The organism is Arcicella sp. LKC2W (assembly GCF_034931005.1).
Classification (GTDB): Bacteria; Bacteroidota; Bacteroidia; order Cytophagales; family Spirosomataceae; genus Arcicella.
Genome location: NZ_JAYGIN010000009.1, coordinates 121,868 through 137,144 on the forward strand (window position 1 = coordinate 121,868; position 15,277 = coordinate 137,144).

Sequence of the window (15,277 nt, forward strand, 5' to 3'; positions counted from 1 at the left end):
ATCTCCTCAGTTTACACATTCAAATAACCGAAAAAACACAAAAACTCCATTGAACGCATTGACTGATAACAGCCTTATGCTTAGTGTAAAAGCAGATAATTTAGACAAGATGGGCTTACTTTTCGAGCGTTACCATCGGGTGTTATTTGCATTCCTTTATCACTCAACGGGGCAAGCGGCAACCAGCGAAGATTTGGTACAAACGGTGTTTTATCGGATGCTCAAATATCGTCATACCTTCACGGGTGATGGCGAATTTAGAACTTGGATGTATCATTTGGCTCGCAATGTTTTGAACGATTATTTCAAAAAAAATCAGCGAGTAATTTACCAAGAAGACATTACCACAATCAGTGAACGAAACCATTCTGAACCATCGGCAGATATTCTGTTAGAGAAAAAACAAGAATCTGAAGAATTGCATCGGGCTTTGGCAAAACTCAATCCTGAATACCGAGAAGTATTAATTTTGAGCCGTTTTCAAGAATTATCGTACCAAGAAATTGCCGAAACTCTAAAAACCTCAGAAGGAAATATCAAAGTGAAAGTTCACCGTGCGATGAAAGAATTGAAGCACATTTATTTGAAAAATAGCAGTACATTATAAGTCAATTCTGTAAAAAATATTATGTATTAAGTCCTAAGATTTTGTGATTGCTTTGTGGACAATTTCTTAATACTTGAGACATAATACTTAATACATAAAAATATGGAGAATAACGATTTTGAATTTGATAAGGAAGAACAAGATTTATGGGAAAAACTTGGTAAAATAGACACGCCAAGTCCAAGCCCAGAGGCAAAAACACGTTTCTACGCCATGCTTGACACTTATCAAAATGAATTGGAATCTAAGAAAGAAAATTCATTTCAAGCTATTTTTGAACGATTCAAACAAGCCTTCAAATACAAACCTGCCTATAATTGGGCTTATGCGTTGGTTTTGTTGGCTTTAGGTGGAATAACTGGTTATTTCTCAGGAAGAACAACTGCCAATGAAACGCTTGCTCATCAAGATAAAGTAGAACAATTATCGTCGGAAGTACAAGAAATGAAACAAATGATGATGCTTTCGATGCTTGAAAACCCAACAGCAACCGAGCGACTAAAAGCCGTAAGTTATACCCAAGAACTCAGCACCGTTGACGACCAAGTAATTGATGCTTTATTGACAACGTTGAATTTTGACCAAAATGAAAATGTGCGGTTAGTGACTTTAGAAGCACTCATTCAATTGGCTCATCACCCCAAAGTGCGAGAAGGTTTGGTACAGTCACTTTTAACGCAAGAGTCGCCCTTAATGCAAGTGGCTTTGGCGGATGCGATGGTAAAATTGCAAGAAAAACGCTCGGTAAAACAGTTCAAAAAATTACTCAAAAAGGATAATCTTAACAATTCAGTAAAAAGCAAAATTGAGAAAACCATTCAGGTACTTTCTTAATCTCACAACATTTAAAAATCGACAATTTTATGAAAAATTTAATAATCCCGATTTTAGCGGGGATGGTATTGTCATGTGCCAACTCGACGGCTCAAGAAAACAAATTCAAGGAAAATATCCACAAAGAATTTACGGTTTCTGCCAATAGTTCTGTTTCGGTTTATGACCTCGATGGCTCAATCAAAGTAGAGGGTTACGACGGAGACAAAGTCATAATTGACATCAATAAAGTCATTTCTGCTGATAATAGTCAAGCATTGGAAGAAGGAAAACGAGATGCAAAATTAGGCTTCGACCAAGCGGGGGATTCACTCATTGTATATACCTCCGCACCGTATGACACTCGTCCAAATGTCAGAAATCAAAATGTGAATGTTGAGTATCATATTCATCTTGACTACACGATTAAAGTTCCGAAAAACGTAAATTTACGACTTTCAACGATTAATAACGGCGATATTTTGGTAGAAAATGTAAATGGCGTAATGAAGGTTAATAATATCAATGGAAAAATCACGCTGAATAATATCAAAGCCGCCAACGATGTTCATACTATCAATGGCGATGTGACGATAAATTATACGTCGCTTCCTCCTGATAATTCAAAATATTATACCTTAAATGGCAATTTGAAAATTACTTATCCTGCTAATTTTTCGGCAGATTGTGAGTTTAAAAGTTTTCAAGGTGAATTTTTTACCGATTTTGAAAATGTAGAAAATCTACCCACAAAAATTGCTAAAACTACCCAAGAAGACAAACACGGAACAACTCATAAACTCAATAAAGCAAGTATTATCAGAATTGGAAACGGTGATAAAAAACTCAAATTTGAAACTTTCAACGGTAATATTTATATTAAGAAACAGGTTTAAAAAATTGCCATGAAGGCACGAAGGCTCTAAGAATTATAAGTTTTTCGAAATTGCCACGAAGGCACGAAGACTCTAAGAATTATAAGTTTTTCGAAATTGCCACTAAAGCACGAAGACTCTAAGTTTCTAATTACTACGAAGACTCAATATTATGTTAAGAAAAACTTAGAGCCTTAGTGCCTTCGTGGCAAAAACAAACTTAGAGCCTTAGTATCTTCGTGGCAAAAAACAAACTTAGAGTCTTAGCGGCTTTGTGGCAAAACAAACTTAGAGCCTTAGTGTCTTCGTGGCAAAAAATAAAACAAAAATATGAAAACAAATAAAGCAATATTCGCCATTTTGGTATGCCTACTTTCGGCATCATTTTTCGCCAAGAGCCAAGACAGGGATCAATTAACCGTTCCTCTTTCCGACCCAAATAAAGAAGGAAAAGTAAAGGTAGAAATCATCACAGGCTCCATAAAAGTTGTGGGCTACGACGGCAAAGATATTGTCATTGATGCCGTTTCGGGAGAAAAAAGTGAGAAAAAAACAAACCGAGAACGCCCCGATGGCATGAAACGAATTTCCACTAATTCAGGTTTTGAACTCACCGCCAAAGAAAATAACAATACCGTTTCAGTAGGTGTTGATAAAGTGAACATGAATGTTAATATCACCGTAAAAGTTCCTCGTAAATGTTCGCTCAAACTTAGCACTATCAACGACGGTGATATTTTGGTCGAAAACGTAAGTGGAAATCTTGAAATTTCTAACATCAACGGAAATATCAAAATGAAAAATATTGCGGGGTCGGTCGTTGCCAATACCATTAATGATGACATTATCATCAATTTCACGACCATTACACCCAATACGCCAATGGCTTTTACCAGTCTAAATGGCAAAGTTGACATTACCTTTCCTTCTACCGCAAAAGCTAACGTAAAACTAAAGTCTGACATGGGTGAGGTTTATAGTGATTTTGACATTGATGTTGACAAAACGCCTTCCAAAGCCAATCATTCTACTGATAAAGAAAAAGGGCTCTACAAAATCAAAAAAGACGAATGGACTTATGGAAAAATCAACGGAGGTGGTGCTGAAATTATGATGAAAACCTTCAATGGTGATATTTTTATTCGCAAAGTCAAATAACTGTGCAACATTTTAAGCCTAATAAGCATCTATCTTCCAATGACTTCTCGAATGCCAAAAGCCTTCTGAAAGTTAAATTAACAAACTCTATCATAATCAACCATCGTTAATGAAATCCTTCTTTTTAACCTCTATCCTTCTTTTGGGAAGCTTAACTTTCTATGCTCAAAAAGAGCAGAAAGACACGCTTAACATCCCCAAAAAGCAATATTTTACCCAAAAACTAACTGTTCCAATTCGGTTGGATGGTGTTCTTGATGACAAAGCTTGGGACGACGTACAATGGGCAGGAGACTTTCTCCAATATCAACCCAATGAAGGAAAAGCTCCTTCACAACCTACCAGTTTTAAGATTTTATATGATGAAAAATTTCTCTACGTAGCTTATCGTTGTTATGATTCCGCCCCTGATTCTATCGTAAAAAGAATGAGCCGCCGTGACCAATTTCCAGGAGATTTTGTGGAAATAAATATTGATAGTTACCACGATTTACGAACGGCTTTTTCATTTACCATTTCGGTTTCGGGCGTGCGTGGTGACGAATTTATTTCTAATAATGGCAATAATTGGGATGATAGCTGGAATCCGATTTGGTTCGCCAAAACACATACCGATAACAAAGGTTGGACGGCTGAAATCAAAATCCCATTAAGTCAATTACGTTTTGGCAATGAACCTGACAAAGTATGGGGAATACAAGTTACCCGACGAATTTTCAGAAAAGAAGAACGTTCTACTTGGCAAAAAATCCCTCAAAATTCGGGCGTTTGGGTAAGTGGTTTTGGCGAATTACACGGACTAAAAGGTGTAAAACCACAAAAACAAGTAGAAATTGCTCCTTATACCGTTGCCAAAACCGAAGGCTATAAACCCGAAGTAGGCAATCCATTTGCCACAGGCAGAGATTCTAAAATGACTTTTGGCGTAGATGGAAAAGTGGCAGTCACGAGTGATTTAATTTTAGATTTTACCGTAAATCCAGATTTTGGACAAGTTGAAGCTGACCCTTCACAAGTAAGAATTGACGGTTTTCAGAACTTTTTTGAAGAACGAAGACCATTTTTCATTGAAAGTAGAAATATTTTCGACTACCAATTGACAGGCTCGGAAGCAGGCGATGATTATGATTCTGACTTACTTTTTTACTCACGTCGTATTGGTGGTTCTCCGCACGGTTATCCAAATCTAAAAGATGGTGAATTTGCCCAAGTACCTCAAAATACTTCTATTTTGGGAGCAGCAAAATTTAGCGGAAAAACAAAAAATGGTTGGAGTATCGGTTTACTTGAAAGTGTTACCCAAGAAGTTTCCGCCGTTATCGACAATAGCGGTTCACGCCGAATGGAAGTTATTGAACCCCTCACAAACTACTTTGTAAGCCGTTTACAGAAAGATTTCAAGGGTGGGCAAACCGTTATTGGTGGTATTTTTACAGGTGTCAATCGTGATAATAATTTGAATAATACGCTTCATACAGGAGCATATTCGGGTGGTTTTGACTTTTTACATTATTGGAAAAATCGTACTTGGTATTTGCGTGGAAATATGGTTTTTAGTCATGTTTTGGGTTCAAAACAAAAAATTTATGACACACAAACAGCTTTTGAACACCTTTTTCAAAGAACAAATGCCACAGAAGTTTCGCTTGATTCAAATCGTACTTCATTAACAGGCACAGGTGGGACATTCCGTATCGGGAAATCAGGAGGAAAATCAGGAAAATTAGGGCAAGTCTTCAAGTTTGAAACGGGTGTTACCTATCGTTCTCCAGAATTAGAAGTGAACGATATTGGTTTCATGCTAACCGCCAATGAAATCAACCATTTTACGTGGGCGGGACTACATTTCCAGAAACAAGTTGGGATTTTTCGTAATGCCAGAATCAACTATAATCACTTTTCTCGTTGGGATTTTGGCGGTCAATTTCTTTACCAAGCCTTCAATACCAATATGCACGGTAATTTCAAAAACAACTGGCGAATCGGCACAGGAACAACTTGGATGCCCTATTTAATTTCAAATACTGCTCTGCGTGGTGGGTCTTCTCTCCGTATGCCTGCTGGAATTAATCATTGGGTTTATGTTCAAAGTGATACCCGTAAAAAAATCAATGTCGGTTTCGAAATGTTTAATTATTGGGGAGCAGAAGAAACTTCCAGACAGAGTAATTATAGCGTAAGCGTGCGGGCTCAACCTTTAGATGCCATGACGGTAAGTTTGGGCGTAGGAATTAATCATAACTGGAAAAAACAAGACCAATTTGTCAGTAACACCGATTTTAACGGTAAACAAAGAATTGTCGTGAGCGAAGTTGACCAAAATACGTTGCGTTATACGTTGCGTTTAAATTACAATATCACACCCGATTTGACACTCCAATATTATGGACAACCTTTTATTACTCGTCCAACTTATAAGAATTTCGGCTACGTGGTTGACCCATTAAATCAGTCGTATGATGCTCGTTTTCATCGCTTTAATAATGACGAAATTGCTTTCAGAAATGGCAATTATGAAGTAGATGAAAATCACGATGGAAAGGTAGATTATACTTTCGGAAAACCAGATTTTAACTTTGTTCAATTTCGTTCCAACTTAGTAGCACGTTGGGAATACAAAGCAGGTTCTGAATTTTATTTAGTGTGGTCGCAAGGAAACACGCCAGATGCAAGTGCAGATTTCGAATCAAGTATAGGCTCAAGTTTAGCAAATAATATCTTTGCAGGACAAGCCCGAAATATCTTTTTGATGAAATTTACCTACCGCTTTTTAAAGTAAAATTTAGCGTCTTTTCTTTTATCGGTAAAACAAAAAATCCTGTAAACTTTCGTCTTACAGGATTTTTTGTTTCACTAATGATTATTAAATATATTTTCTAATCAATTTACCAGTTTTCTAATAACTAATAACGAATCACTATATACTTAAATACTATTAGCTTTTTTGATGTACAATTCCAATGCACCCGTCATTGATGGAGCATTTGGAAGTGGAGCTTGAATATCCAAAATCAAACCAGCTTCAGAAACGGCTTTGGCGGTTGTTGGACCAAAAGCTGCCATCCGAGTTTTGTTTTGTTTAAAATCTGGGAAATTATCCATCAAAGATTTGATACCTGATGGGCTAAAAAATGCCAAAACATCATAATAAACATCTTCTAAATCAGACAAATCCGCTGAAACCGTTTCGTACATAACCGCTTCTGTCAATTGCAAATCGTTTGTTCCCATAAATCCAGGAATATCGTTTGTACGTTTGTCAGAACACGGAAATAAGAATTTCTCGGTCTTATGTTTTTTAATAAGTTCTAATAGCTCAGCAGCAGTTTTTGTACCTGTAAAGATTTTTCGTTTACGGATAACGATGTATTTCTGCAAATAATTAGAAGTCTGCTCAGTGATACAAAAATATTTCATATCAGCAGGAACTTCAATACGTGCTTCTTTACAAATTCGGAAGAAATGGTCAACAGCATTGCGGCTTGTAAAAATAATAGCCGTATGGTCAAGAATGTTAATCTTTTGCTTACGAAATTCTTTGAAAGAAACTCCTTGTATTTCAATAAATGGGCGGAAATCAACCTTAATGTTATACCTACGTGCCAACTCGAAATAGGGTGACTTTTCGTCAGTTGGACGGGCTTGCGTAACTAAAATACTGGTTACTTTGGTCAATCTGTCTGGATGTGCGGTTACTGTGATTTCGCTCATGCTCAATGCAGTTTTATCTATTGGGGCTAATCGTTGTTGAGTTGCAAGACTACGAAGTGTACCTCTGAAACAACTTTATGGAACTAATGCTAATGAATTAATTGAAAACTACAAGGCGAAACGTATGCCTATAATTAAGGGGATTAATTCAACGATGCAAAGGTACGAAAATAAATACAGATTTTTTAGTGTCGTCATCTTATTTATCGTAAAGTAAAGTAATGCTAACCTTGCGACAAAGAATAAAGAAATAGGAACGAACAAATATTTTTCAGCATTTTTTACGATTTCTGGCACTGAAACGGTACTAAAGGTCAATACAATCAGAATAATCAAAAAGAATAAACTTGATGCCTGAATTATCTTAAAATAGTGAATATTAGTGATGTTATCGAGCCTATAAAGATTTGATAAAACTCTCAATGCCAAATACTTGAAGATGAGCGATGCAAATACAATCACGGAAACTTCCAAAAAATTAATTAGTAAAGCTCCCAAGGTTTCGCCTTCACTTAAAATATCACTTGCTGAAAATAAATCTGTTTTTTCATGGGTAATCATCATGAAAATAAATGCTAAAGTAAAGCTAAGATTTACGACAAAAAGTATATTCCCTAAATCAAAAGGTTTATTTACGACAAAGGAATCATCTCGTGTGCTAATCGTTAATAAATCTCTTGGACTGAAAAAACGTTCAAATGACTTAGGTTGAAAATTGTACAAAAAGGCGTAAGCACAAGCCAAAAGAATTAATCCAAATACAAAGAAATTTTGAAAAGGCGGTATTTCTCTTGGTAAAATAGTCAACAATGATTGTGTCATTTCAATAGCTTTTTGGGCTTTTGAAATTTTGTTTCCAATCTGTATCGTCAAATCTTCAACGTTAGAGTTTGTTCCGTAAATGGTCAAAAACAATTTCGTTTTTCCAAAAACTTCCTGCAAACTATCAATATCCATGACAACCCAAGTACCTACTGGCAACTTCTTTTGGAGTGAGGCATCAATGAAAAGATAATTCTCTTTTTCGGAACGATATAAAATTTTGTATCCTTTATAATTTTCAATATCAAAAAACAAACTAAATGAATTATAATCTTTGTGTTGTTCACGCACATAAGGCACATAGGCTTTGTAGCGTTCGTCAAAAACTTGCCAATCGTCTTGATAGTCATGCACAAGAAAGAATGCCTTGTCTGGACCAATACCGCCTTTTGCATTTGCTTCGGAAGGTATTAAACAATAAGCAGTCAACAGGAAGAAGGTTGTAAAACGTAAGGCTGAAAGTTGTGAAGAAATATTTTTACTCGTTTTTTGAAGTAAAATTTTAAACAAATGAATCAAAAAAGAAACCCTGTAAGATTTTTGAACTCTCTCAGGGTTTAAGTTTTTTGTATGAAATATCGTTAAGTTCAATGATTGGCTTGGCTTTTTTACAAAATTACGAAAAATCGGTTAATATAGTAAGCGAAAAGCGAAAAGCGATTTGTGAACACCTCAACTTTCTTAATTTCAATAGCTTATCGTATTGAGACTTTACAATCATGGCAACAAACCATTCTGAATATTGATAATACGAAAGGAATATAAAAAAAGAAGGCTTCGTTTTGAACGAAGCCTTCTTTTTCTTTAAAAACTTATAGACTATAAACCTAAAGCTTTCAACATAGTTGCACCAATATCTGCTGGAGAGTGTACTACGTGAATACCACATTCTTCCATAATTTTCATTTTAGCAGCCGCAGTATCATCAGCACCACCGATGATTGCTCCAGCGTGACCCATTCTACGTCCTTTCGGAGCAGTTTGTCCTGCAATGAAACCAACTACTGGTTTACGGTTTCCGTCAGCTTTAATCCAGTTGGCAGCTTCTGCTTCCATACCACCACCAATTTCACCAATCATTACGATACCTTCTGTTTCTGGGTCGTTCATCAATAACTCAACGGCTTCTTTGGTAGTCGTTCCAATAATTGGGTCACCACCAATACCGATAGCAGTAGTTTGTCCTAAACCTGCTTTTGTTAATTGGTCAACAGCTTCATAAGTTAACGTTCCTGATTTTGAAACGATACCAATTTTTCCTTTTGTAAAGATAAAACCTGGCATAATACCTACTTTACATTCGTCAGCCGTCATTACACCTGGACAGTTTGGTCCAATAAGTGTTGTTCCTTTCCCTTGAATATATTCTTTTGCATAAATCATATCCTTAGTAGGAATACCCTCTGTGATACAAATAATCACTTTGATACCTGCGTCGGCAGCTTCCATGATGGCATCAGCCGCAAATGCTGGCGGAACAAAAATAATTGAGGTATTTGCACCTGCTTTCTCAACTGCTTCTGCAACAGTATTAAAAACTGGACGGTCAAGGTGAGTTGCACCACCTTTTCCTGGCGTAACACCACCCACTACATTAGTGCCGTATTCTATCATTTGTTGGGCATGGAACGAACCCTCAGACCCCGTAAAGCCTTGTACGATTACTTTTGAGTCTTTGTTTACAAGTACACTCATTTCTTTGGTATGAATTATTGTTTTATGAAAATCAAATATCTAATTCAGAACAGTTGCCTAAATTTTGTGTAAAGGTATAGTTTGAAAAGCAAAGGACAAAAGAGAGTTTCGGAAATTAAGTATAGTTATCCTAATTTAAAATAATGTTTATTGTCCGCTGGCGTACAAAAAGTGTATCAAAATCGAACACTTTTTGAAATCAAATCAATCATAATCAACTGACTATCAATTATTTAATTTCTTGGCACAAAGTTGTCAATATTATTTAACGTTGATAAATATTATCTAAAAGATAAGCGTATAAGTATTAACAAAAAAATATTTAATCCCTAAAATCAGCACCAAATACTTATAAACCAAAAAGTCATGGACAGAGTAATAGAAAAAAAGAAATGGTCAATGAAACGCATTCTTCCGATGGTGGGTGGAGTGGTAATCCTTGGATTCATTGCAGCCGCTTATTTCAATAATACAGGTAACACTAAACTAAATGTTGAACAAGAAAGATTAACAATTTCAGAAGTATCAAAAGGAAATTTTCAAGAATTTATTCCAATCAATGGCGTGGTTCTACCGATTCAAACCATTTATTTGGATGCCATTGAGGGCGGAAGAGTTGAAGAACTTTTTGCCGAAGATGGGGCGATGTTGAAGAAGGGTCAGCCTATTATGAAGTTGGCAAATACTGACTTAGAATTGTCGTTGGCGAATCAGGAAACTTCTGTTTTTGGACTACAAACACAAATGCAATATACTCGTAATTTGGCAGCTCAGGCAACTATTCAATACCAAAATTCACAAGCTGATATTGATAACGGTTTTGCGGAAGCAGAACGTCTTTTTAAGCTAAATGAAAGATTATACCGTGAAAAAGTAATTTCTGAACAAGATTATAAAGCTTCTTTGAACGCCTACAATTATCAAACTCGTAGAAGAAAATTAGTGAGCCAAACTTTAAAACAAGATTCTGTTACGACCAACCAACAAATTAATCAAATGCGTGAAACCATCACTCGTAACCAAACGACTTTGGCATTGATGCGTAAAAAAGCCCAAGATTTGATTGTAAAAGCTCCTGTTGACGGTCAATTAACTTCAAGAAATGCAGAAGTTGGTGAATTGAAAACTCGTGGACAACGCTTAGGACAAATTGACGTTTTGAGTGGTTTTAAAGTTCGTGCGGATATTGATGAACATTATATTTCAAAGGTATTTATTGGTTTGATGGGTGAATTTACGATTTCAGATAAGACTTACAAATTGAAAGTAAAAAAGGTTTATTCGCAAGTTACTAACGGTCGTTTTCAAGTGGATATGGAATTTGTGGGAACGCCTCCAAGCAATATACGTCGTGGACAAACACTGCAAGTTCGTCTTTCATTAAGCGATGATACTCAAGCTATACTATTGACCAAAGGTGGTTTTTATCAACAAACAGGTGGCAATTGGATTTTCAAGGTAAATGAAAACGGCACAAAAGCTTACAAAGTTGACATTCAGTTAGGCCGCCAAAACCCTGATTATTATGAAGTTATGGGTGGCTTAAAAGTGGGCGACAAAGTAGTGACGAGTAGCTACGAAAACTATGGAGATATGCAGGAATTGGTGATTAAAGCACCGAAATAATAGTAGTGGGGAATAGCATTCGCCCGTGTGTCCGATAGGCGAATGCTATTCGCCACTACATAAAATAACAAATACAGACATTCATTAAAACCAAAAATACCATGTTAAAAATAACCAATTTAGAAAAAATCTATCGTACTGAAGACATCGAAACGATGGCACTTAATAAAATTTCTGCGGAGGTAAAAAATGGTGAATTTGTTGCCATTATGGGTCCTTCTGGTTGTGGAAAATCTACTCTCCTTAATATTATCGGGCTTTTAGATGATGCCGATACGGGAAGTTTCCTTTTCAATAACGAAGAAGTGATTTCTTACAACGAACGCAAACGTGCCGACCTCCGCAAACGTAATATTGGCTTTGTATTTCAATCTTTCAATTTAATTGATGAATTAACGGTTTATGAAAATGTTGAATTGCCTTTATTATACTTAGGAATTGATGCCGATGAACGTAAAAAGCGAGTAGAAGCAGTTTTGGAGAAAGTCCAAATTATGCACCGCAGAAACCACTTCCCGCAACAATTATCGGGAGGACAGCAACAACGTTGTGCGGTAGCTCGTGCGGTGGTTAACAATCCAAAGTTGATTCTTGCCGATGAACCAACGGGTAATTTGGACTCGAAAAATGGTAATGAAGTAATGGAATTATTGACGGATTTAAACAGTCAGGGAACAACTGTGGTGATGGTTACGCACTCGGAACATGACGCTCGTTACGCTCATCGAATTATCAGAATGTTGGATGGACAGGTGGTTATGGAGAATGTCCTTTCGTAGAGACGTTGCCTGCAACGTCTTGTCCTTGTCCTATTATAAATCCCTATTTCTCTATCCTTAATATTTCATGATGAAGACGTTGCAGACAACATTTCTCTATCCTTAATATTTCATGATGAAGACGTTGCAGCATATATCCTTAATATTTCATGATGAAGACGTTGCAGCATATATCCTTAATATTTCATAATGAAGACGTTGCAGCATATATCCTTAATATTTCATGATGAAGACGTTGCAGCGTATATCCTTAATATTTCACGATGAAGACGTTGCAGCGTATATCCTTAATGTTTCACGATGAAGACGTTGCAGCGTATATCCTTAATGTTTCACGATGAAGACGTTGCAGGCAACGTCTCTACCCAAAAAAATGACCATGTTACAAAATTATCTAAAAATAGCCTACCGAACATTGCTTCGCTATAAGGCATACACAGCCCTAAATGTATTGGGGCTTACGCTTGGGGTGACTTGTGCCATTCTTATTTATTTGATGGTTTCATTTCACCTCAGCTTTGATAAATTTCATTCAAAAACTGACCGTATCGTCAGGATTGTTTCATATTTTAATACGCCTGAAGGTGAATTTTTTACTCCTGGTGTACCTGCTCCTTTGGGTGATGCAGCACGTACAGAAATTGCTCCTTTAGAAAAAGTATCAATGGTGTATAACGAAGATAACGTTACGGTTGCATTGATAGAAAACAACGTCCCTACTAAGAAATTTAAAGAAGAAAATGGAAATTTATTTTTTGTTCAACCTGACCTATTTTCAATCCTTGATTTAACGATTTTGAAAGGAAATGTTAAAGATTTAACACAACCTAATGTCGTTTTTTTAACAGAAAAAATGGCTAAAAAATACTATGGAGACAAAGACCCAATCGGCAAAATACTTCGCCTTGATGCTCGATTGAACGTAAAAATTGTAGGTATTGTACAAGATTTTCCATCAAATTCTGACATAAAGGGTTCGATAATAGCCAGTTATCTTACTCGTGACACGTATAGTCCTGAATGGACTAAACACATGAAAACACATTGGGGCGGTATAAATAGTTCAACTCAATGTTATGCTTTACTAAAGCCCAATACCAATATTGAGCAAGTTCAAAAGTTGACTCCCGCTTTCATGGCGAAACATTATATTTCAGCCGAAGAAAGAAAGTCTCGCCTTTTATACATTCAACCAATTTCTGACATTCACTTCAATGAAAATTATAATGGAATGCCTAAAAGTATCATTACTACCTTGGCAATCATTGGCTTGCTTTTATTAATTACTGCCTGTATCAACTTCATCAATATGGCAACTGCCCAAGCTCTCAAACGCTCAAAAGAAGTGGGAGTTCGCAAAGTAATGGGAAGTTCGAGAGGACAATTATTCTGGCAATTTATCGCAGAAACCGCTATCATTACGATTTTAGCAGGTTTTATATCCTACATTTTGGCAACAACCCTTTTTCCTTTTTTGAGTCAGTGGCAAGAAGGAATAATTGGTTATCGTATGATTTTCTCCGAATTAATTGACCTCCGTTTTTTGGTAATTTTTATTTTTACGATACTATTGGTAATCTTTATTTCTGGCTCATATCCTGGTTTTGTACTAAGTGGCTTCAATCCTGTGGTAGCTCTAAAAGGCAAAATCAGCACCCAAAGTCTGGGAGGTGTTTCAATTAGAAAAGCTTTAGTTGTAGCTCAATTTGTAATTACCCAAATTTTGATTATTGGAACGATTGTAGTGAGTTCTCAAATGAATTATTTTATTACATCTGACATGGGTTTCAAACACGATGCTATCCTTCAAATACCTGTACCTCAACAAGATGCCATAAAATTACAAACGCTCAAAACACAATTCAAAAACATTCCATCTATTGAAAAAGTAACCTATATCTGGACACCTCCTATGTCGCAAAGTCATAACACAACTGATGTAAAATATGATAATCGACAAGCCAATGAAAAATTTAGTTTGAACACAAAATTTGCTGATGAAGATTATGTCGGTTTATATGGTATCAAAATCGTTGCGGGTAGAAACATTGCCCATATCGACACCATGCGTGAAACATTGGTAAATGAAGAATTAGTAAAACGTTTGGGAGAGAAATCTAACGATAAAGTATTGAATAAAATCTTGGAATTTAATGGTCGTAAAATCACCATTGTAGGCGTGGTAAAAGATTATCATGTAGAGACATTACACTCAAAAATTCCACCATTGGCAATCACTTCCACAACAAATATGTACCATACCGTTGCTGTCAAAATGAACATGGCGGATGCCCAAAATACTATCAAAAAATTAGATAAAATTTGGACTGCCACCTTCCCTGATTTTGTTTTTGAATACGAATTTTATGACGAAGAAATCGGAAAAATGTACCAAATGGAAACGGCAATGTTAGATTTAATTCAAGCTTTTGCTCTAATCGCCATTCTGATTGGTTGTCTTGGACTTTATGGTTTGGTGAGTTTCATGGTTGCACAAAAAACCAAAGAAGTAGGTGTTAGAAAAGTGCTTGGAGCTTCTATTGGACAGATTTTATGGTTATTCGGCAAAGAATTTTCAATCCTTATTTTAATTGCCTTCGTGATTGCCGCTCCGCTTGCATGGTGGGTTCTGAATAATTGGTTACAAGATTTTCAGTACCGTATAAATATTGGTGCAGGAATATTTATCATGGCAGTTGTAATAACAGGATTAATTGCAGCAATAACCGTTGGTTGGCAATCATCAAGAGCAGCATTAGCTAATCCTGTAAAAAGTTTACGAACTGAATAAGCATCTTCGTAGAGACGTTACCTGAAACGTCTTCACACAAAAACGTCTTCGTAAGAATTATTAATGAAATTTCTTATGAAGACGTTGATTTAAAAACGGAATTATCTACAATTTGTCGCAAGACAAAATTAGACCACGGATAGAACAGATAAAACAGATTTACACTGATTTTTCTTTAAATTTATCCGTGTAAATCCGTTGAATCAGTACAATCTGTGGGCTAATTTTATTCTGCGACAAATTGTAGATAGTTCCGTTTAAAAATAAGACGTTGCAGGCAAAAATAAGACGTTGCAGGCAAAAATAAGACGTTGCAGGCAAAAATAAGACGTTGCAGGCAAAAATAAGACGTTGCAGGCAAAAATAAGACGTTGCAGGCAAAAATAAGACGTTGCAGGCA

Annotated in this window: 11 protein-coding genes; 8 read left to right on the forward strand and 3 right to left on the reverse strand. The window is 36.2% G+C overall.

Going from position 1 to position 15,277, the window contains the following annotated elements:
- Nucleotides 1-76: 76 nt before the first annotated feature.
- From VB796_RS08900 to VB796_RS08920, 5 genes are all read left to right on the forward strand, one after another.
- Nucleotides 77-607 (forward strand): RNA polymerase sigma factor, encoded by a 531-nt coding sequence (locus VB796_RS08900; protein ID WP_323346188.1) that lies wholly within the window; start codon nucleotides 77-79, stop codon nucleotides 605-607.
- A 102-nt stretch (nucleotides 608-709) separates the two neighbouring features.
- Nucleotides 710-1,441 (forward strand): HEAT repeat domain-containing protein, encoded by a 732-nt coding sequence (locus VB796_RS08905; protein WP_323346177.1) that lies wholly within the window; start codon nucleotides 710-712, stop codon nucleotides 1,439-1,441.
- Between the two features lie 29 nt (nucleotides 1,442-1,470).
- Nucleotides 1,471-2,316, forward strand: coding sequence for a hypothetical protein (locus tag VB796_RS08910; protein ID WP_323346178.1), 846 nt, complete (start codon nucleotides 1,471-1,473; stop codon nucleotides 2,314-2,316).
- 309 nt (nucleotides 2,317-2,625) lie between these two features.
- Nucleotides 2,626-3,453: a DUF4097 family beta strand repeat-containing protein gene (locus VB796_RS08915; protein WP_323346179.1), complete on the forward strand. Its 828-nt coding sequence runs from the start codon at nucleotides 2,626-2,628 to the stop codon at nucleotides 3,451-3,453.
- A gap of 109 nt (nucleotides 3,454-3,562) precedes the next feature.
- Nucleotides 3,563-6,232 (forward strand): DUF5916 domain-containing protein, encoded by a 2,670-nt coding sequence (locus VB796_RS08920; protein ID WP_323346180.1) that lies wholly within the window; start codon nucleotides 3,563-3,565, stop codon nucleotides 6,230-6,232.
- A gap of 146 nt (nucleotides 6,233-6,378) precedes the next feature.
- On the opposite strand, the gene VB796_RS08925 is transcribed toward VB796_RS08920, so the two are convergent.
- From VB796_RS08925 to sucD, 3 genes are all read right to left on the reverse strand, one after another.
- A complete protein-coding gene (locus VB796_RS08925; RefSeq protein WP_323346181.1) occupies nucleotides 6,379-7,164 on the reverse strand; it encodes a uroporphyrinogen-III synthase in 786 nt (261 codons plus the stop codon).
- 108 nt (nucleotides 7,165-7,272) lie between these two features.
- Nucleotides 7,273-8,415, reverse strand: coding sequence for a DUF4271 domain-containing protein (locus VB796_RS08930; RefSeq protein ID WP_323346182.1), 1,143 nt, complete (start codon nucleotides 8,413-8,415; stop codon nucleotides 7,273-7,275).
- A gap of 390 nt (nucleotides 8,416-8,805) precedes the next feature.
- Nucleotides 8,806-9,681 (reverse strand): succinate--CoA ligase subunit alpha, encoded by an 876-nt coding sequence (sucD, locus tag VB796_RS08935; RefSeq protein WP_323346183.1) that lies wholly within the window; start codon nucleotides 9,679-9,681, stop codon nucleotides 8,806-8,808.
- A 366-nt stretch (nucleotides 9,682-10,047) separates the two neighbouring features.
- Here sucD and VB796_RS08940 point away from each other — a divergent pair, with 366 nt between their 5' ends.
- The 3 genes from VB796_RS08940 (at nucleotide 10,048) to VB796_RS08950 (ending at nucleotide 14,877) form a co-directional block, all read left to right on the forward strand.
- Nucleotides 10,048-11,307 carry an efflux RND transporter periplasmic adaptor subunit gene (locus tag VB796_RS08940; RefSeq protein ID WP_323346184.1) on the forward strand — a complete coding sequence of 420 codons (1,260 nt, stop codon included), beginning with the start codon at nucleotides 10,048-10,050 and terminating at the stop codon, nucleotides 11,305-11,307.
- Between the two features lie 101 nt (nucleotides 11,308-11,408).
- Nucleotides 11,409-12,086, forward strand: a complete 678-nt coding sequence (locus VB796_RS08945; RefSeq protein ID WP_323346185.1) for an ABC transporter ATP-binding protein — start codon at nucleotides 11,409-11,411, stop codon at nucleotides 12,084-12,086.
- 373 nt (nucleotides 12,087-12,459) lie between these two features.
- Entirely contained in the window at nucleotides 12,460-14,877 is a 2,418-nt protein-coding gene (locus VB796_RS08950) for an ABC transporter permease (protein ID WP_323346186.1), read from the forward strand.
- Nucleotides 14,878-15,277 lie beyond the last annotated feature (400 nt).